At 70.9% G+C, this 17991-nt stretch carries 16 protein-coding genes; 9 read left to right on the top strand and 7 right to left on the bottom strand.

From position 1 onward, the window contains the following. Positions 1 to 2: 2 nt before the first annotated feature. Positions 3 to 563: a TATA-box-binding protein gene (locus HUG10_RS12430; protein ID WP_179169876.1), complete on the bottom strand. Its 561-nt coding sequence runs from the start codon at positions 561 to 563 to the stop codon at positions 3 to 5. Between the two features lie 133 nt (positions 564 to 696). Between HUG10_RS12430 and HUG10_RS12425 the strand changes: the two genes are divergently transcribed. Further along, complete coding sequence (locus HUG10_RS12425) at positions 697 to 1704, top strand: methyltransferase domain-containing protein (protein WP_179171073.1); 1008 nt, start codon at positions 697 to 699, stop codon at positions 1702 to 1704. 29 nt (positions 1705 to 1733) lie between these two features. Here the strand turns inward: HUG10_RS12425 and HUG10_RS12420 are convergent, their stop codons facing one another. The 3 genes from HUG10_RS12420 to HUG10_RS12410 are packed head-to-tail and all read right to left on the bottom strand — an operon-like array spanning position 1734 to position 3796. Further along, a complete protein-coding gene (locus tag HUG10_RS12420; RefSeq protein WP_179169875.1) occupies positions 1734 to 2120 on the bottom strand; it encodes a hypothetical protein in 387 nt (128 codons plus the stop codon). A 39-nt stretch (positions 2121 to 2159) separates the two neighbouring features. After that, positions 2160 to 2756: a protein sorting system archaetidylserine decarboxylase gene (locus tag HUG10_RS12415; protein ID WP_179169874.1), complete on the bottom strand. Its 597-nt coding sequence runs from the start codon at positions 2754 to 2756 to the stop codon at positions 2160 to 2162. Beyond that, on the bottom strand, positions 2753 to 3796 hold the full coding sequence (locus HUG10_RS12410; RefSeq protein ID WP_179169873.1) for an AAA family ATPase: 1044 nt from the start codon (positions 3794 to 3796) through the stop codon (positions 2753 to 2755). Before HUG10_RS12410 ends, HUG10_RS12415 begins: the two co-directional genes overlap by 4 nt. Positions 3797 to 3961: 165 nt before the next feature. Here HUG10_RS12410 and HUG10_RS12405 point away from each other — a divergent pair, with 165 nt between their 5' ends. Next, positions 3962 to 4162 carry a DUF7542 family protein gene (locus HUG10_RS12405; protein WP_179169872.1) on the top strand — a complete coding sequence of 67 codons (201 nt, stop codon included), beginning with the start codon at positions 3962 to 3964 and terminating at the stop codon, positions 4160 to 4162. A 62-nt stretch (positions 4163 to 4224) separates the two neighbouring features. Continuing rightward, positions 4225 to 4830, top strand: a complete 606-nt coding sequence (locus HUG10_RS12400; protein ID WP_179169871.1) for a hypothetical protein — start codon at positions 4225 to 4227, stop codon at positions 4828 to 4830. 15 nt (positions 4831 to 4845) lie between these two features. Here HUG10_RS12400 and HUG10_RS12395 read toward each other — a convergent pair whose 3' ends face one another. Further along, on the bottom strand, positions 4846 to 5643 hold the full coding sequence (locus tag HUG10_RS12395; protein WP_179169870.1) for an alpha/beta fold hydrolase: 798 nt from the start codon (positions 5641 to 5643) through the stop codon (positions 4846 to 4848). A gap of 203 nt (positions 5644 to 5846) precedes the next feature. Between HUG10_RS12395 and rnz the strand changes: the two genes are divergently transcribed. Together rnz and HUG10_RS12385 are read left to right on the top strand one after the other, a co-directional pair. Further along, the gene (rnz, locus tag HUG10_RS12390; protein ID WP_179169869.1) at positions 5847 to 6797 is read left to right on the top strand and encodes a ribonuclease Z; all 951 of its coding nucleotides are present in this window, start codon (positions 5847 to 5849) and stop codon (positions 6795 to 6797) included. A gap of 116 nt (positions 6798 to 6913) precedes the next feature. After that, positions 6914 to 8881 (top strand): DUF460 domain-containing protein, encoded by a 1968-nt coding sequence (locus HUG10_RS12385; RefSeq protein WP_179169868.1) that lies wholly within the window; start codon positions 6914 to 6916, stop codon positions 8879 to 8881. A 248-nt stretch (positions 8882 to 9129) separates the two neighbouring features. Here HUG10_RS12385 and ilvA read toward each other — a convergent pair whose 3' ends face one another. Further along, the gene (gene ilvA, locus HUG10_RS12380) at positions 9130 to 10350 is read right to left on the bottom strand and encodes a threonine ammonia-lyase (RefSeq protein ID WP_179169867.1); all 1221 of its coding nucleotides are present in this window, start codon (positions 10348 to 10350) and stop codon (positions 9130 to 9132) included. Between the two features lie 487 nt (positions 10351 to 10837). On the opposite strand from ilvA, the gene HUG10_RS12375 reads away from it, so the two are divergent. Next, positions 10838 to 13180 (top strand): DEAD/DEAH box helicase, encoded by a 2343-nt coding sequence (locus HUG10_RS12375; protein WP_179169866.1) that lies wholly within the window; start codon positions 10838 to 10840, stop codon positions 13178 to 13180. Here HUG10_RS12375 and HUG10_RS12370 read toward each other — a convergent pair. Continuing rightward, complete coding sequence (locus HUG10_RS12370; RefSeq protein WP_179171072.1) at positions 13123 to 13818, bottom strand: HAD family hydrolase; 696 nt, start codon at positions 13816 to 13818, stop codon at positions 13123 to 13125. The two genes, HUG10_RS12375 and HUG10_RS12370, sit on opposite strands and share 58 nt — an antisense overlap. 210 nt (positions 13819 to 14028) lie before the next feature. Between HUG10_RS12370 and HUG10_RS12365 the strand changes: the two genes are divergently transcribed. From HUG10_RS12365 to HUG10_RS12355, 3 genes are all read left to right on the top strand, one after another. Further along, a complete protein-coding gene (locus tag HUG10_RS12365) occupies positions 14029 to 14787 on the top strand; it encodes a topoisomerase DNA-binding C4 zinc finger domain-containing protein (RefSeq protein ID WP_179169865.1) in 759 nt (252 codons plus the stop codon). A 522-nt stretch (positions 14788 to 15309) separates the two neighbouring features. Continuing rightward, on the top strand, positions 15310 to 16341 hold the full coding sequence (endA, locus tag HUG10_RS12360; RefSeq protein ID WP_179169864.1) for a tRNA-intron lyase: 1032 nt from the start codon (positions 15310 to 15312) through the stop codon (positions 16339 to 16341). Continuing rightward, complete coding sequence (locus HUG10_RS12355) at positions 16338 to 17939, top strand: tryptophan--tRNA ligase (RefSeq protein ID WP_179169863.1); 1602 nt, start codon at positions 16338 to 16340, stop codon at positions 17937 to 17939. Before endA ends, HUG10_RS12355 begins: the two co-directional genes overlap by 4 nt. The last annotated feature ends 52 nt before the right edge of the window (positions 17940 to 17991 follow it).

Here is a 17991-nt window from a genome sequence, read left to right as displayed (position 1 = left end):
CGTCAGCCGAGCAGGCCGAGGTCCGAGAGCCGTTCGGTGATGACGTCTACGGCCTCCTCCGCGTCGACAGGCTCCTTCCCGCCGGTGATCACGAGCTTGCCCGAGCCGAACAGCAGCGCCACGACGTCGGGTTCGCCGAGGCGGTACACCAGCCCGGGGAACTGCTCCGGCTCGTACTCGATGTTCTCGAGGCCGAGGCCGATGGCGATCGCGTTGAGGTTGAGCGAGGCGCCGAGATCCGCCGAGGTGACGATGTTCTGGACGGTGATCTCCGGCTCGTCCTCGATGGGAATGTCGAGCGCGCGCAGCTCGTCGAACACGAGGTGGAGCGCCTCGTGGACCGCGTCGGTCGATTTCGCCCCGGTACAGACGATCTTGCCCGAGCGGAAGATGAGCGCGGCGCTCTTCGGGTTCTGCGTCCGGTACACCAGCCCGGGAAACTGTTCTGGGTCGTAGTCCGCCCCTTCGAGGTCCATCGCCACCGTCTGGAGGTCGAGTTCCTGCCCGATTCCCGTCGACGCGACGACGTTCTCGATGTGTATCGACTCCTTTGCGTCGGCCATCTCTCGCTTTAAGCGACGTATTTAAGGCTTAAAGTAGTACCGCCACCGGACACCGGCACGACAGGGCGCTCTCGATGTCGGCGGAGGCGGGCGAGTCGCGGGGTTGATACCCGACGCCCGCGACGTGCCGCCCGTGTACGGCCTCGAACTCGCCGGCGAGGAGGACGCCTTCGCGGCCCGCGAGGCGGCGACCACCGCGAGCGACGTGGACGTGGTCGCCCCCGGCCTCGCCGTCGCGGACGCGGTCGACCGGGAACGGGTCCGCGGCCTCGCCTACACCCGCCGCGCGCTCGACCTGCTCGGACGCGGGGAAGCCGACATCGCGAGCGCTCGCGCCATCGTCGAGGCGGCCAGCCTCGGGGGACCACGCGGCGACCCCGACGCGGCCGACGCCGATCGGGAACCGACCGTCGCGGTCCGCGCCCGCGTCGTCCGCGACGGGGCAGACGTGAGCACCGGCGCGGCCGAGCGCGAGTGCGGCGCGGCCCTCGTCGACCGCGGCTTCGCCGTCGACCTCGACGACCCGGACCGCGTCCTCCGGGTGCTGTTCGCGGGCGACGTCTGCCTCGTCGGCTGGGTCGTCGCCGAGTCGGTCCGGGACTTCTCGACACGCAAGCCGACCGACCGGCCGTTCTTCCAGCCCGGGAGCATGGCGCCGATGGACGCCCGGGCGTACGCGAACCTCGCCGGCGCCGGCCCGGAAACCCGGATTATCGACCCCATGTGCGGGACCGGCGGGGTCCTCATCGAGGCCGGCCTCGTCGGCAGCGCCGTCGTCGGCAACGACGCCCAGCCGAAGATGGTCCGGGGCGCCCGCGAGAACCTCGCACGGTACCTCGACGACGGCTTTGAACTCGTCCGCGGCGACGCGACCGAGCTGGGGATCCGGGACGACGCGGTCGACGGCGTCGTGTTCGACGCACCCTACGGCCGGCAGTCCAAGATCGCCAGACACCGGCTTGAGGACCTCGTGGCGGGCGCGCTCTCGGAGGCGGCGAGGGTCGCGCCGCGCGGCGTGCTGGTGGCCGACCGATCGTGGCGCTCGGAGGCGGAAGCGGCCGGGTGGACGGTGACGGACTCGTTCGAGCGTCGCGTCCACCGGTCACTGGTTCGGCACGTACTGGTTCTGGAGCGCGGGTGAGCGGCCGAACTACGGGTGACCGTGGCCCTTCACGCGAATCGGCGGTAGGTGTAGTACCCGAGCGGCGGCACCGAGAAAACGTACAGCGGCGGAAGGGCCGACGCGGCGAGGTGGACGAAACCGAGAAGGGCGGCGAGCGCCGGCTGCGGGGAGAAGGCGGCATCCCCGCGGCGGAGCGCCCTCGCATCGAGGACGAGCGCCGCGATGACGAGGAGCGCGACGACGACGCCCGCCCACGAGAGGACCGCCGAGAGGAGGAACGCGAGGACGGCCGCCAGCGCCTCCGTCTCGCCGGCGTGGCCCCTCAGCGAGAGGCCGAAGAACAACCGGGTTCCGGCGGTGGAGCCGAGCGACGCGAGCGGGGCGAGCGGGAACAGGGCGACGCCGTAGCGCCAGGGTGGGACAGAGGAGGGCACGGGCGGCGCTACGACGACGGGGTCTAAAACCGCCCCGGGTCACTCCGGGCGTGCGAGGATCGACCGGCCGGCACGAACCTTCTCGCCCTTCTGCACGCGAACGTCACCGAGGTCGTATCCCGACGGCAACACCACGTCGGCCCGCGAGCCGAACGCGATATGACCGATCCGGTCGCCGCGGTCGACCTCGTCTCCACGGGAAACGTAGGGGGAGATGCGGCGGGCGAACCAGCCCGCGATGAGCGCCCCGTCGACGTCGCCGACCGTGAACTCGACGCGCTCGTTGTGGACGGAATCCTTCGAGAACGCCGGTTTGTGTGCGGCGCCGCGGTGGTCGAGCCGCGTCACCTCGCCGCTCACCGGAGCGCGGTTGACGTGGACGTCGAACGGGCTCATGAACACCCCGACGCGAACGCGGTCACCCTCCTCGCGTAGCACCGTGACTCGGCCGTCTGCCGGCGAGACGACGCCCTCGCCGGCGGGAGTCCGTTCGGGGTCGCGGAAGAACCAGGCGAGGAAGCCGGCGAGCGCGACCAGCGCGAGGCCGACCGGCGCGGCGATGAGGAGCACCGGGAGGCCGAGCAGGAGCGGTGGGAGGACGTACCGCCAGGCGCCGGGGGCGAATCTCGCGCTCATGCCTCGCCGCGGAGCGGTTGCTCGGTCGTCCGGCGACCCGCACCCCACGCCGCGAGCAGGTGGGTGAGGTGGAGGCGGTCGTCGAGGCCGTCGGAGAGGTCGAGGTCGACCTCGCCGGCGAGCGCGTGGAGACGCGCGACGGCGTCGGGCGACGCGTCGGACTTCGACCGGGCGACGCGGCACAGTTCGCGGAGGAGGTCGTTCCCCTCGAACCCCTCGTCCGAGAGCAGGTCGTCGAGGGTGCTCCGGGCCCCCTTCAGGTCGCCCTCCCGGGCGGCATCCAGCGCCGAGAGCACCTCCTCGTCGGTGCCGATCTCGTTCAGCGTCTCGTAGGCGCCCTGCATCGTCACCTCGTCGTGCTCGACGGCGGTGGCCTGGGCCGACAGCACCGCCTTCCGGAGGTCGCCGTCGGCCGCGCTGGCGACGTACTCCAGCCCGTCGTCGTCGTACTCGACCGACTCGGCCTCGCAGACGTCCGCGAGGACGCCGATCGTCTCGTCGGTCGTGGGCACTCGCATCGGGACGGGGAAGCAGCGCGACCGGATCGGCGGGATGAGCTTCGAGGGCTGGCGCGTCGTGATGACGAACTGGGTCGTGCGGTGGTACCGCTCCATCACGCGCCGGAGCGCCTGCTGGAAGTCCTCGCGGATCGCCTCGGCGTTGTCCAGGAGCACCGTCTTGTACCGGCCGGACATCGGCGCGTTGGCGGCCGACTCCTTCAGCACGCGGTTGATCATGTCGCGTTTCGCCATGCGGCTCCGACCCTGGAGGAACGGCTCGAAGCGCGGGTCGGTGCGGATCTCCTTCTTCGTGCGGTCGAAGAAGTCGGCGACGTTGATCTCGATCAGGTCGTTGTCCGCGTCCTCGTGCGTCTCGCGGGCGAGCGCCCGCACCGCGGCGGTCTTGCCGACGCCGGGCGGGCCCTGCACGACGAGGTTCATCGGCTCGTCGACCGCGCGGGCGAGCCGCTCGCGCACCTCCGGCTGGGGGAGGTCCGCGAGGTCGGGGGCGTGCGTCTCGGTCCACAGCGGGCCGTCCATTGGGTCCCGGTAGTGGGCGGGGGGGTATGAACGTGGCCGTTCGGCCCCGGAAGACACCCACCGGGCGACGCAAACGGCGAGACGAGGGGCCCCTTCGAACCGGACGGGCGACGGGGCTTCGACCGGAGCAACGGGATTATCGTCCCGCCGCGCCTCCGTCGAGATATGACGGAACGCAAGGCGACCGTCACCTGTCCGACCTGCGGGCTCGAGGAGTCGTTCGGGACGCTCGCGGCGGCCCGGTCCCGCATCGAGGAGCATCGGGAGGGGACCGGCCACGACCCCCTGTGGGAGCTGAGCCGGCTCGCATCGGGGGTCGAACGCGCCGGCAACGAGGCCGGCGTCTGCGGGCGTCTCGACCCGTGAACCCCTTCGATGGCTGACGGATCCAACAGAACCATTGTACCGCGGGTGGACGGGGGGAACGCATGGTCTCCCGTACCACCACGATCGCGGTCGCCCTCCTCGCGTTCGTCGGCGGCGCCGCCGCCGGCGGCGTCACGACGGCCGTGGCCATCGACGACCCGTTCTCCGAACAGCCCGAATCCGCCCTCCAGAGCTTCGAAACGACCGCCGTCGGCTGCGTCGACCCGACCGAACCCGGCAGGGTCGACCGAACCGAGAGCACCCCGAACGACTCGGGAAGCGACCTCACGCTCCGCGAGAACCTCACTGTCCCCTCCCCCGAGGCCGGCCTCGACGCCCGCTTCGATCGCATCGCGCCGGAGACGTACCTCCTCGAGGTAGAGACGGTTCCGGGGAAGAGCGAGGCGACCTGCGAGTCGGGCCGATCCGAGGCGCGCTTCGCCGCGAACATGACCCTCCCCGACGAGTACACCCTCGTCCTGCTGCACGACGGCGAGTACGTCGGCGTGAACTACGCGTCGTCCGACGTCGCCGGCGGGAGCGCCGGCGCCGGTCGGAGCGTGTCGGGGGGCGACGCGGCCGGCGGTGATGCGGCCGGCGGAAACACGGACGACAACGAAACGGTCGGTGGCTCCGCCGGCGACGAGGCGACCGGTACCGAGTCCTGACCAGCGTCGTCCCCCCTACAGCGAGTTCACGAACTCGGTCAGCACCCGATTGAACCGTTCGGGTTCCTCGACCGTGGGGCAATGGCCGCTCCCCTCGAAGCGCTCGAACCGGGCGTCCGGAACGAGGTCGGCGGCGTACCGGACGGCCGCGACCGTCCGCCACTTCTCGTCCGCCCCGGCACACACCAGTGTCGGGACGTCGACGTCCGGGAGCACGTCCCGGTAGTCCCGGAGCAGTTCGAGGAGCATCGCGGCCTGGATCGGCGGCGGGGTCCGGGTACCCTCGTCGAGCATCATCGTTCGTAGCTCCCGGGACGGAGAGTCCTTCAGCAGGGCATCGATGTGGTCCTCGGTGAGACCCACGGGGTCGGTCTGGACTCCGACGAGGGCCGTCCTGAGCCCCTCGACCGTGTAGGTGCCGTGGTCGTAGCCCTCCCGTTGCAACGGCGACGGCTCCATGTCGACGTCCACCAGCGCCCGGATGCGGTCCGTTCCGAACTGGTCGACGTAGTCCCAGGAGACGAGCGCACCCATCGACCAGCCGACAACGACGACGTCGTCGAGGTCGAGCCGTTCGAGGACGGTACGCAGATCGCGAGCGTGCTGGGCCAGCGTGTGCCCTAGCTCCGTCTTCTCCGAACGGCCCTGTCCCCTGAAATCGAACGCCACCGTCCGGTGCTCGTCCGAGAGTCCCGTCAGCTGCGGCTCGAAGTAGCGGAGACCCGCCGCCATCCCGTGGAGGAAGACGATCGGACGCCCGTCTCCGAGATCCTCGTAGTAGAGTCCCGCGCCATTGCACTGTACGACCGGCATGACGCGAGTCGGTGACGCGACCCGATAGCTGTAGTTACAGGTTCGATACCGACGCTTGCCACGTACTACGGGGCCCGACGCCCGCGTCACGGTCGGGGGAGACGGTCGAGAAGGGACAGTCATGGCAGCGTGCACGCGGGGGCCGGACGAGGGGCCGACGGCGTTTCGACAGCGTTTCACCGGGGGCCGCCCGACTCCCGCCAATGACGCTGCGGGTGACCTTCCTCGGGACGAGCGGCGCGGTACCGACGGTCGAGCGCGCCCCCAGCGCGATCCACGTCAACTGCGAGGGCGAGGAGCTCCTGTTCGACTGCGGGGAGGGCACCCAGCGGCAGATGATGCGGTACGGCACCGGATTCGGCCTCTCGCACGTCTTCCTCACGCACCTCCACGGCGATCACATCCTCGGGCTGCCGGGGCTCGTCCAGAGCCTCGACTTCAACGACCGCGAGGAGGCGCTCGCCATCCACGGCCCGCCGGGGTCGAAGCGGACCATCCGCCAGCTCGTCCACGCCGGCGGTCACGACCCGAACTTCCCGATCCGGATCGACGAGGTCCGCCCGGGGAACGTCGCGCTCGCCCGCGAGGAGTACCAGGTCCGGACGTTCGAGACCGACCACCGGACGACCTCGATGGGGTTCGTGCTCGCCGAGGCGGACCGGAAGGGCCGCTTCGACCGCGAGAAGGCCGAGGAGGAGCTGAACATCCCGCCCGGCCCGGCCTACGGGAAGCTCCACGGCGGCGAGCCCGTCGAACTGGACGACGGCACGGTCGTCCGGCCCGAGGAGGTCGTGGGACCGCCCCGACCCGGTCGAACCGTCGTCTACACCGGCGACACCCGTCCGGTCGAGGCGACCGTCGAGGCCGCCGCCGACGCCGACCTGCTGGTCCACGACGCGACGTTCGCGGGCGACGACGCTGACCGCGCCCGCCAGACGGCCCACTCGACGGCCGTCGAGGCCGCCGAGATCGCCCGGCGGGCCGGCGCGAAACGGCTGGCCCTGACGCACATCTCCTCGCGGTACGCGGCCCGCGCGGGGCTTCTGGAGTCCGAGGCGAAGGAGGTGTTCGCGGAGTCGGGATTCGACGGTCAGGTGTTCGTCCCCGACGACGGCGACGAGGTGGAGGTGCCGTTCCCCGACGCGGACGGCTGAGGAAGGACTGACCCGTTTCGCGCAGCGGAGCTACCGGGTCGGGACGCCCCCGGTCCTCGCCGTCGGCGGTCGGTTCCGGCGGGGCCTTTTTAGCCCCGAACCGCCAACGAGAGGGCGTGAACGCCCGGACGAGCGTGCTCGACTCCCTCGTCTACGGAGTCGACGTGCAGAGCGGTGACATCCGGGGCGACGCGCCCTCCTACGCCCTGGTCACCTTCGACGGTGAAACGCTGGAACGCGACGTGGTGAGCCACCGGAAGCTCCGCCGGCTCATCGACGCCGAGGGGCCGGCGCTGGTCGCGACCGACAACATGTACGAACTGGCCGAGGACAAGGACGCCCTCGTCCACTTCCTCCGCGCGCTCCCCGCCGAGACGACACTCGTGCAGGTGACCGGCGCCGAGCGGCCCGAACCCCTCTCGCGGGTCGCGTCCCGCCACGGCGTCCCGTACGGCAAGGACCCGATGAAAGAGGCCGAGGCAGCGGCGCGGCTCGCGGCCGCGAACGTCGGCTACGCGGTGCGCGCGTTCGCCGACACGACGACCGTCAAGGTCTCGCGCGGCCGGTCGACCGGAAAGGGCGGGTGGAGCGAGGACCGGTTCACCCGCCGCATCCACGGTAACGTGAAGCGGCGCGCCCGCGAGGTCGAATCCACGCTCAAGGAGGCGAAACTGGAGTACGAGATGGAGGTGAAGGAGAAGTACGGCGGCTACGGCAACGCCGTCTTCACCGTCGAGGCACCCCCGCAGGACATCCCCGTCTCGCGCAACCGCTCGGGCGACACCCGGGTCGAGATCGAGCAGGAGCGCCGCGACGGCGTGGAGTTCGAGCCGCTGGCCAAGCGCCGGGACCACGTCATCGTCGGCATCGACCCCGGGACGACGACCGCGGCCGCCATCCTCGACCTCGACGGCAACGTGCTCGACACCCTCTCGACCAGGACCGCCGACACGGCGGAGGTCATCGAGTGGCTCGTCGAGCGCGGCCGGCCCGTCGTCGTCGCCGCCGACGTGCACCCGATGCCCGAGACGGTCGAGAAGTTCCGGCGCTCGTTCGACGCCGCCGGCTGGGCGCCCGACCGCGACCTGCCGGTGGACGACAAGCTCCAGCGGACCGAGGACGTCGCCTACGAGAACGACCACGAGCGGGACGCGCTCGCCGCGGCGCTGTACGCGTTCGACGCCCACGAGGACCAGTTCGAGCGCATCACGCGCAAGACGCCCGCCGGGGTGGAGCGCGGCGAGGTCATCGCCCGCGTCGTCGCCGGCGGGCTGTCGGTGGAGGCCGCGCTCCGGAAGCTCACCGACGAGCCGGAGGAGAACGAGGAGGAGTCGGGCCACGAGCCGCGCGAACTCACCGAGGAGGAGAAGCGCATCCGCGACCTCGAGGCCCGAGTCGACCGCCTCCAGGACCACGCGGACGACCTGAAGGACGACCTCGACGCGAAGGACGACGAGATCGAGGAGATGGAGGCCGAACTCACCGACGCCAGGCGCGAGGAGCGACGCGAGGCTCGGCGGGACCGCGAGGTGACGCGCCTCCGTCGCGAGAACGACCGGCTGGAGCGCGAGCGCGACGAGGCCAGGGAGGAGGCCGAGGAGCTGGAGGGGAAACTCGACCGACTGAAGGCGCTCTGGAAGCTCGACCACGACAACTTCGCGGACGTGGCCGAGGGCCGCGACCTCGTCCCGGTGAAGGTGGTCGAGCAGTTCACCAAGTCCGCCATCGAGCACGCGCAGGAGTCGTTCGGGCTCGCCGCGGGCGACGTGGTCCTCCTCCGCGACGCCTCGGGTGCCGGCCGCGCGACCGCGGAACTGCTCGCCGAAACCGAGCCCAGGGCGGTGCTCCGGACCGGCGGGCTCTCGGACGTCGCCGACGAGGTGCTGTTCGAGCACGAGATCCCGGTCGGGCCGGCCGACGACGTGGGGACCCAGGAGGTGGACGAACTGGCCGTCGCCCGCGAGAGCGACGTCGAGGCGCTGATCGACGACTGGCACGACCGGGCGGTAGAGCGCGAGCGCCAGCAGACCGTCGACATGGTCGACGAGATCATCTCCGAGCATCGGGCGAGCGGGGTCGAGTGAGCGAGCGATAGCGGGCGCGAACGATTCCGGAGAACGGCCAGTTGACCCCGTACAGCCCCGAGAGAAACGGTTAGTAGCAGACTAGAGACCCCGCTGTCGAACCGAGGGTGCGAACAGCTCACGAACGCATGACGGCGGCGCAAGAATTCTCCCGATCCAACAGTTCTCTACCCCCCTGTTTCGGGTGGAACGAGGGAAGTTACCACGGTGAGTAGTACCAATTACGAATCCGAGCGCTCGGCGTCCGTTCAGTTCACTCGCTCGACCTCGTAGCCCCCCTCGCGCACGGCCGAGAGCACCTGGTTCGCGTGCTCGCGGCCGCTGGTGACGACGCGGAAGACGAGGTACGCCTCGCCGACGCGGAGGTCGTCGACCGCGCGGTCGTGCCGGACGTGGCGAATGTTGGCACCCTGCGCGGCGATGCGGTCCGAGAGGCTCGCCATCTCACCCGGCTCGTCGTCGATGCGGACCCGCAGGTGGAGGAGCTGCTCGCGGTCGGTCATCGCGTGGGTGAGCACCGTCTGCAGCAGCGACATGTCGATGTTGCCGCCGCCGAGCAGCGGGACGACCGTCTCGCCCGCCACATCCACGTCCGGCGAGAGCATCCCCGCGACGGAGGTGGCGCCGGCGCCCTCGACGAGCTGTTTCGCGCGCTGGAGCAGCGTGAGGATGGCGTCGGAAATCTCGTCGTCGCTGACGGTGACGACCTCGTCGACGTGCGCCTCGATGTGGTCGTAGGTGAGCCCGGAGATGGCGCCTGTTGCGATGCCGTCCGCGATGGTTCGCGTCTCCGCGATCCCGACCGGTTCACCCTTGTCGAGGCTCTGCGGGACCGTGGCGGCCTCCTCGGCTTGCACCCCGACGACGCGGACCTCGGGCGCGACGGCGGCCAGCGCAGTTGCGACGCCGGAGATGAGCCCGCCGCCGCCGATGGGGACGACCACGGTGTCCACGTCGGGCACCTGCTCGGCGATCTCGAGCCCGAGGGTTCCCTGGCCGGCGACGATGTCCGGGTCGTCGTAGGCGTGGACGAAGAGGCTCCCCGGCTCCTCGGCCAGTTCCTCGGCGCGCGCGAGCGCCTCCTGGAACTCCCCGCCGTGGAGGACGACCTCCGCGCCGTAGCCCCGTGTGGCGTTCACCTTCATCTGCGGGGCGTTCCGCGGCATGACGATCGTCGCGGGGATGCCCTCGTGGGCGGCCGCGAGCGCGACGCCCTGGGCGTGGTTGCCCGCGCTGGCGGCGACGACGCGCTCGGCCTCGCCGGCCTCGGCGACCCGGGAGAGCTTGTTCGAGGCGCCGCGGGTCTTGAACGAGCCGGTTCGCTGGAGGTGCTCCATCTTGAGGCGCACGTCCGCGCCGGCGCGCTCGGAGAGCGAGCGCGAGCGCTCGACGGGCGTCTCGCGGACGATGTCGGGGTCGAACCGTTCGCGCGCCGCCCGGATGGCGGTGATATCGACGGCGTCGGTCATGGCCTCGGGTCGTCGCGCTGTTACAAAAATTGCGGGAATCCGCGTGTGTTGACACGGGTGAAGACGGTCGGAGTACCGCGGTTGCGTCCATGGACGCCGCCAGCCCGTCGATCTGCAACTCTGTCGGTGTCGATATCGTCACCGCTACTACCGTCGTGACGAGCGCGGAAGCCCCCGTGGCGCTCGCCGACCGACGGTCGAGGGGATGCGGCGGGCGCGACCGCGAGCGACCGCAGGGAGCGAGGAGCGCAGAGCGTGCCGCGCGACCCGAGAGCCCCGGGGGCTTTCACGGTCCCCACTACGGGAGCCCTACGCTCGACACCCCATCCGGCGCCGACGACGATTCCACACCTACCGAACACGAATCGGATCCAAATCACGGCAACCCGCACACGGAAGGAAACACCTATCCGCGAAACCCCCCCGACAACTACACAGCCCTCGGGCCGGTCCCCGTGGACCGGCCCAGAAGTCGAACATTCATCAAATGAAGGTCGCAGACGCCATCCCCGAGTTCGCCGACGCCTTCGGCTTCGAGGAGTTCAACCGGATGCAGCGGGAGGCGCTGCCCGGCCTGCTCGAGTCCGACGAGAACGTCGTCGCCGCCGCGCCCACCGCCTCGGGCAAGACCGCCCTCGCCGAACTCGCCATCTGCGAGACGCTGCGCGAGGGCGGGACGGCCCTCTTCATCGCCCCCCTCCGCGCGCTGACCAACGAGAAGGAGGCCGAGTGGGACCGCTTCGAGTCGCTCGGCTACTCCGTCTACGTCGTCACCGGCGAGCGGGACCTCAACCCCCGGCGCGCCGAGCGCGCGGACATCCTCGTGATGACGCCCGAGAAGGCCGACTCCGCGACGCGAAAGCACGAGTCGGCTCGCTACGGCTTCGTCACCGACGTGGACTGTTGCGTCATCGACGAGGTCCACCTGCTCGACTCGGAGAAGCGCGGCGCCGTCCTCGAGGTCACCATATCCCGGCTGCGCCGGCTGTGTGACCCCCGGATCATCGCCCTCTCGGCGACGATGCCGAACGTCGAGGACGTCGCCGAGTGGCTCGACGCGCCGCCCGAGACCACGTTCGAGTTCGGCGACGAGTACCGCCCGGTCGACCTCGAAACCGGCGTCAAGACGTACACCCACGGCGACAACACGTTCGCCGACAAGTACCGCCGCCTGTACCGCGCCCTTGACCTCGCGGAGCCGCACATCCGCGACGACGGCCAGTCGCTCGTCTTCGTCTCCTCCCGGCAGGACACCGTCATGGCCGCGAAGAAGGCCCGCGACGAGGTGGCCGAGCGGGACGTGCCGATGGGCGCCCGCGGCGACTACGACTTCCACACCGAGGCGAAGGACCTCAACAACGACACGCTCCGCCAGTCCGTCCCGGACGGCGTCGCGTTCCACCACGCCGGGCTCTCGAAGAACGACCGCGACAAGGTGGAGGAGTGGTTCAAACAGGGGAAGATCCAGCTCCTCTTCTCCACCTCGACGCTCGCCTGGGGCGTGAACCTCCCGGCCCGCTGCGTCGTCATCCGCGACACGAAACACCACGACCCATTGGAGGGCGAGGTGGACATCTCGGAACTCGACGTGCTCCAGATGCTCGGCCGCGCCGGCCGGCCCGGCTACGACGACGTCGGCTACGGCTGGGTCGTCTGCGACCGCGCGGACGCGGACAAGTACCGGCGCCTCCTGCGGGAGGGGAAGGACATCGAGTCGCGGCTCGCCGCCGAGGTGGACTCGCACCTGAACGCCGAGATCGCGCTCGGCACCATCACCGGCCTCGACGACGTGATGGACTGGCTGGAGACGACGTTCTACTACGTCCGCGCCCGGTCGAAGCCCGACGAGTACGGCTTCGAGGGCATCCGCGACCGCGTGCGCGACACGCTCGACTCGCTCGTCACGCGGGGGTTCGTCGAGACCGACGAGTCGCTCGCGGTCGCCGGCACGGCGCTCGGGCGCCTCACCTCGAAGTACTACATGCGCCTCGACACCGCCGAGCGGTTCCGCGAGTTGGCCCGGCAGGAGACCATCGACGAGGCCGGGATCCTCCGGGCCGTCGCCGGCGCCCGCGAGTTCGACTCCGTGTCCGCGCGCTCGTCCGAGCGGGACGCCGTGGACCGCGTGCTCTCGGACGTCTCGACAGACCTGGAGGGTGGGAACCGCAAGGTGCTGGCCATCCTCCGGGCCGCCGTCGAGGGAACCACGCCCTCGGACCTCCGCTCGGACGCCTGGGTCATCCGACAAAACGCGCTCCGCCTGCTGGCCGCGCTCGGCGAGTTCCTCGACGAGTTCGCCGGCCCGCGCGCCGCGAACCTCGCAGCCCGCGTCGAGGCCAGGGTCGAGCACGGCGTCCCCGCGGACGCGGTCGGGCTGACGGCCGTCGAGGGCGTCGGTTCGAGCCGCGCGGAGAACCTCGCCGCGGGCGGCATCACCTCCCCCGCGGACGTCGTCGACGCCGGCGTGTCGGAACTCACGAACGCCGGCCTCTCGGAGGGCGTCGCCGAACGCGTGGTCCGGCAGGCGAAGGCGCTCCCCCGGGCCGTGGTGGAGTGGGGCTCCTTCCCCGACTCGATCGGCGTCGGCGAGAACGACATGCGCGAGGTGACCGTGCGCAACGTCGGCGGCGGCGCCCGCGCGGGGATCCGGGTGACCGCGAACGGCGTGGAGATGCACGAGAAGTCGCTGTACCTCGGCGACGAGACGACCGTGCCGGTGGGCGTGTTCGGCCCGCCCGGCGAGGCGGAGATCGAGTACCGGATCGAGGTCGTCTACCCCGAACTGCCGCTGCTGCCCGAGGCCGACGCCCGGACCGTCTCGATCGACTGACGCACCGCCGCGAACAGTTCCTCCGGCCCCTCGACGACCTCGTCCGCCTCCGAGAGGTCGGTGTCGGCGTTGTGCTCGTCGCGGTAGGCGATCACCCGCGCACCGGCACGGTGTGCGGCGAGCACGCCGTTCCGCGAGTCCTCGATCACGACCGTGTGCTCGGGCACCGTCCCGAGGTCGTCGATCGCGTCCTCGTACACCCCCGGTTCGGGCTTCCCCAGCCCATCGAACTCGTCGGCGGAGGCCACGAGGTCGAACTCCAGATCGAAGCGATCCAGGACGATGTCGAGCCAGTGGAGGGGCGAGGAGGAGACGAGCGCCACGGGCACGCCAGCGTCGCGGAGGTCGTCGACGAACTCGCGGGCGCCGGGAAGCAGGCGGACGCGCTCGCCGTACACCTCGGTCGCGGTCTCGTCGTACAACTCGACGAACTCCGCCTCCGAGACGGTTACCTCGTACTCGTCGTCGAGGTAGTCGTAGATCTCGCGGTAGTTCATCCCGGTGACCTCGTCCAGGTCGGGGAGTTCGCCGGCGAGGACGGCCGGGAAGATGCGGTCGCGCTCGGCCGGGTGCCAGTAGTCCTCGGAGTCGACGAGGACGCCGTCCATGTCGAAGCAGACGGCGACCGGCGGGTCGATCGGACCCGACGAATCGGTGCCGCCCGCCGACCCGGTGGTGTCGGCCGAATCGGTGGTGTTCGCGGAGTCCGTCGCGTCGGCGGCCTCGTCGGCGGACCGGTCGGCCTGGGAGTCGCTCTCGCTCACAATCCCCTGTTCGCGCCCGCCGGCATCGTCCTTGCGGCTGGCGGGTCCGAGGGTCCAAGTAGGGTGACGGGACCAGGACCCCCCATGCCCGAGACCCTCCGCGTCTTCGCCGGCGACTGCAGCACCAAGTTCGACGCCCCGCGCGGTCAGCGCCTCCAGCGCGGCCACGTCCTGGTCGTCGCCAAGCCCGATAAGACGCTCCTCGTCCACGACGCGAACGGCTACCAGCCCCTCGCGTGGCTCACCCGCGCCGACTCGCTGACCGTCGAGGCCGACGACGACGGCTTCTCCGTCACCGCCCGCGACGGCGACCAGGTCCTCCGCGTCTGCTCGCACGGCCCGGGAGAACGCGCGACGTTCCCGGCGACCGAGGGCGGCACCCCCGTCGGCGAGTGCCCGGACTGCGGGAGCCCGATGGTCAGGGCCGGCGGCGACGTGGTCTGTCTCGACTGCGAGGAGCGCTACGGCCTCCCGTCGGGGGCGACCGTCACCGACGAGGCCTGCGACGACTGCGGCCTCCCGCTGATGCGCGTCTCGCGCGGCGAGACGTTCGACCTGTGCATCGATTACGCGTGCGACTCGCTCGCCGCCCGGGTCCGGGAGGCGCTCGACCGGACGTACGACTGCCCGGACTGCGGCGAGGACCTCCGAGTCGTGGAACACCGGGGCCGGACGTTCCTCGGCTGCGACGCCCACCCCGACTGCCAGACGGCGTTCTCGATCCCAGCGGGCGAGACCGTCGGCACCTGCGTCTGTGGCCTGCCCCTATTCGAGACGGCGACCGGCGTCAGGTGTCTCGACGGCACCTGCGAGCACGGTTCGGGCGCGAACGCCGGGCCCTGAACCATCGACGAACGCGGTTCCTTGGACCGGACCGCGACTGCCGGATTGTCGACCGAACGGCGACTGCCAACCCCTCCGACGGATGGCGCGCCAAAGTGTCCACTTCCGTCGAAGCTGATCCCTTCCATCGTGGCGCGCGGCGGCCGCGCCCCGTGCGCGGCCGAACCGCGCGAGGGGTGAGCGAGCCGAAGTTCTCGTGAGCGAAGCGAGCGAGAGCACGCGGGTCGAGCGGAGCGAGTCCCGCGAAGGCGAGCGAATCGGCTGGGGAGGACGAGGCAGTGGGTGGGACTGAAAGGGGCCGCGGCCATCGAGTCGGGGGCCTCGCTGTGCTCCTCAGCTCGGTCGCTGACGCTCCCTCGCCTGCGGTGCTTACTTTGTCCGCCTTCCTCGATGGCCGCGGGGGCTTTCGCGGTCGGCACGGTAGCGTTCGCCGAGTCACGACCAACTCGACCAGCAAATCCGAATCAGAATCGCTCACGCGGGACCGCAGACCCTAAACCCGAACCCCACCCCACACCGACAATGGAAGCCACGCTCCGCGACGACGTCGTGGTCGCCTCAGGCGACGCCCGCCAGCGGTTCCACGACTCGCGCGGCTACGGCCGGGCCCGCGGCGCCGAGGTCACGCTCGCCCGCATCGAGGCCGCCCATCTGCTGTACCGCGGCGACCTCGAGTCCGTCGACGGGAGCGGGTTCCGCGAGTTCTTCACCCGGTCGGTGGCGGAGGGGAAGCGGTTCGCCGCCCGGTTCCTGGTGTACGCCGACCTGCGCGAGCGCGGCTTCTACGTCACACCCGACCGCGACGGCTGGCCGGGCGAGGGCGCCGACCCGCTCCCGGACCTCACCGTCTTCGCCCGCGGGGAGAAGCCCGGCGGCGACGTGGCCTACCGGATTCGCGTCGCCGGCGAGCGCGAGGAGCTCCCGGCCCGCGACCTGGCCGACCTCTCGCTCGCCGTCGTCGACGAGGAGAGCGAGGTGACGTACTTCGACTGCGCGGCGGGCGGGGGCTTCGAGGGCGACACCGAGTACGACCTCCCCCGGTCGCTCGACGCCGACCTGCTGGAGGACCGCGTCGTCTGCTGGGACCCGCCCGAGTCGCTGTACGAGTCGGCGTTCTACGGCCAGCCGATCGCGGGGCGGGACGCCGCCGTGGTGGCCGGCCTCCAGCTCTCGCTGCTCGAGGCCGCCGACCTCGCCGAGCGCGGGACCGTGGCCCTCGATCCGGACGCGGTCGTCGAGCGCGGCCGGGAGGTCGAGGGGAGCAGGTTCGATCGCCGGCTGACCGTCTACCGACGCCTGCGCGACCGGGGCGTCGTCCCCAAGACGGGCTACAAGTTCGGCGCCGACTTCCGCACGTACGACGCGGTCGAATCGGTGGCGGACCTCCCGCACTCCGAGGCACTGGTTCGGGTCGTCGAGCCCGACCACCGGTTCCACCCGCGGGACCTCGCGCTAGACGTGCGCCTCGCCGGCGGCGTGCGGAAGCGAATGGTTTTTGCGCTGGCCGGCGACGATTCGGTCGCGTACCTGACGGTCGCACGACTCACCCCATGACGAGCGACGATTCCGCCCCCGACGGGGGCACGGCCGACGAGGTATCGAGCGGGGAAGCCGACGGTGGCGTCGCGCTCGACCCCTGGGGCTCGGCGACCGTCGGCGACTACCGGAACCTGTTCGAGGAGTTCGGCATCGAGGAGTTCGACGAGATCATCGACCGCGTCCCGGACCCCCACTACCTGATGCGCCGCGGCGTCATCTTCGGCCACCGGGGGTACGACGCCGTCGCGGACGCGATGCGCGAGGGCGAGGACGTCGCGGCCCTCTCGGGGTTCATGCCGACCGGCGACCCCCACATCGGCCACAAGCTGGTGTTCGACGAGCTGATCTGGCACCAGGAGCACGGCGCCGACACGTACGGCCTCATCGCGGACCTGGAGGCCCACTCGGCCCGTGGGATGACGTGGGCGGAGATCGACGAGCACGCGAGGGACTACCTGCTCTCGCTCCTCGCGCTCGGGTTCGACGCCGAGGAGGGGACGCTGTACCGGCAGTCCACGAACCGGGAGCTGCAGGATCTCGCGTTCGAACTCGGCGCCAAGGCCCGCTTCGCGGAGTTCGAGGGCATCTACGGCTTCGGCGGCGGCACCTCCGTCTCGCACATGCAGTCGGTCGTCACGCAGATGGCCGACATCCTCTACCCGCAACTGGTGGACGAGCCGAAGCCGACGGTCATCCCCGTCGGTCCGGACCAGGACCCCCACGTCCGCTTCTCGCGGGACATCGCGGCGCGGATGCGCTACTTCAAGGTGACCGACGCGTTCGCCAGCTTCGAACTCGACGACGACGAGCGCCGGGTGGTGGCCGTCGCGTACGACGACCGCGAGGAGTACGCTGCGGACGCGGACACGCCGCGGTGCGAGGAGGCGGCCGAGTACATCCGAGGCGACCCGGGGGGCCTCGACGCGGCAGCCGACGTGATCGACTCGACGATCGAGAAGCTCGAGAACGCCGGGATGGAGCCGCTCCGCCCGCGCGTCCGCTTCTTCGACCGCAACGCGACCGACGAGGCGTTCGAGGCGCTCATCGAGGCCGTCGACGGGGAGAAGCGCGTCTTCGAGGCGCACGTCGACGCCTTCGACCTCGACCGGACGGCGGCCGAGGAACTCGCCCGCGAGATCGAGGTCGACCACGACGGGTTCGGGTTCGTCGCGCCCTCGTCCATCTACCACCGGTTCATGACCGGCCTCACGGGCGGGAAGATGTCCTCCTCGGTGCCCGCCTCGCACATCTCGCTGCTCGACGACCCGGAGGACGGCTACGACAAGGTGATGGCCGCGACCACCGGCGGGCGGGACACGGCCGAGGAGCAGCGCGAACTCGGCGGCCGGGCCGACGAGTGCCCCGTCTACGAGCTGTACGCCTACCTCCTCGCGGGCGACGACGACGACTTCGCCGAACTGGTGTACGACGAGTGCGTCGGCGGCGAGCGCCTGTGTGGCGACTGCAAGGAACAGGCCGCCGGGCTGATGCGCGAGTTCCTCGCCGAGCACCAGGAGAAGCGCGAGGAGGCCGAGGAGGTGCTCGCCGACCTGGACATCGACCTCGACGTGGACGCGAGCAGGCGGGGCATCGCGCCGACCGCAGAGGAGTAGAGGAGCGTCACGTCGGCCGTCGGTTCGGTTTCCGTTCGGGTTTCTCGGGGGT

Origin of the sequence: Halorarum halophilum, from assembly GCF_013401515.1 — an archaeon.
In the GTDB taxonomy this organism is placed as follows: domain Archaea; phylum Halobacteriota; class Halobacteria; order Halobacteriales; family Haloferacaceae; genus Halorarum; species Halorarum halophilum.
Note: the sequence above shows the minus strand (reverse complement) of the source record. Positions and strands in the feature narration are given on the sequence as shown.

What these genes read in the sequence shown, in the direction of transcription:
- HUG10_RS12430 (WP_179169876.1), bottom strand. Translation starts at nt 563, where the DNA reads ATGGCCGACGCAAAGGAGTCGATACACATCGAGAACGTCGTCGCGTCG.
- HUG10_RS12415 (WP_179169874.1), bottom strand. Translation starts at nt 2,756, where the DNA reads ATGAGCGCGAGATTCGCCCCCGGCGCCTGGCGGTACGTCCTCCCACCG.
- HUG10_RS12410 (WP_179169873.1), bottom strand. Translation starts at nt 3,796, where the DNA reads ATGGACGGCCCGCTGTGGACCGAGACGCACGCCCCCGACCTCGCGGAC.
- HUG10_RS12405 (WP_179169872.1), top strand. Translation starts at nt 3,962, where the DNA reads ATGACGGAACGCAAGGCGACCGTCACCTGTCCGACCTGCGGGCTCGAG.
- HUG10_RS12400 (WP_179169871.1), top strand. Translation starts at nt 4,225, where the DNA reads ATGGTCTCCCGTACCACCACGATCGCGGTCGCCCTCCTCGCGTTCGTC.
- HUG10_RS12395 (WP_179169870.1), bottom strand. Translation starts at nt 5,643, where the DNA reads ATGCCGGTCGTACAGTGCAATGGCGCGGGACTCTACTACGAGGATCTC.
- rnz (WP_179169869.1), top strand. Translation starts at nt 5,847, where the DNA reads ATGACGCTGCGGGTGACCTTCCTCGGGACGAGCGGCGCGGTACCGACG.
- ilvA (WP_179169867.1), bottom strand. Translation starts at nt 10,350, where the DNA reads ATGACCGACGCCGTCGATATCACCGCCATCCGGGCGGCGCGCGAACGG.
- HUG10_RS12375 (WP_179169866.1), top strand. Translation starts at nt 10,838, where the DNA reads ATGAAGGTCGCAGACGCCATCCCCGAGTTCGCCGACGCCTTCGGCTTC.
- HUG10_RS12365 (WP_179169865.1), top strand. Translation starts at nt 14,029, where the DNA reads ATGCCCGAGACCCTCCGCGTCTTCGCCGGCGACTGCAGCACCAAGTTC.
- endA (WP_179169864.1), top strand. Translation starts at nt 15,310, where the DNA reads ATGGAAGCCACGCTCCGCGACGACGTCGTGGTCGCCTCAGGCGACGCC.
- HUG10_RS12355 (WP_179169863.1), top strand. Translation starts at nt 16,338, where the DNA reads ATGACGAGCGACGATTCCGCCCCCGACGGGGGCACGGCCGACGAGGTA.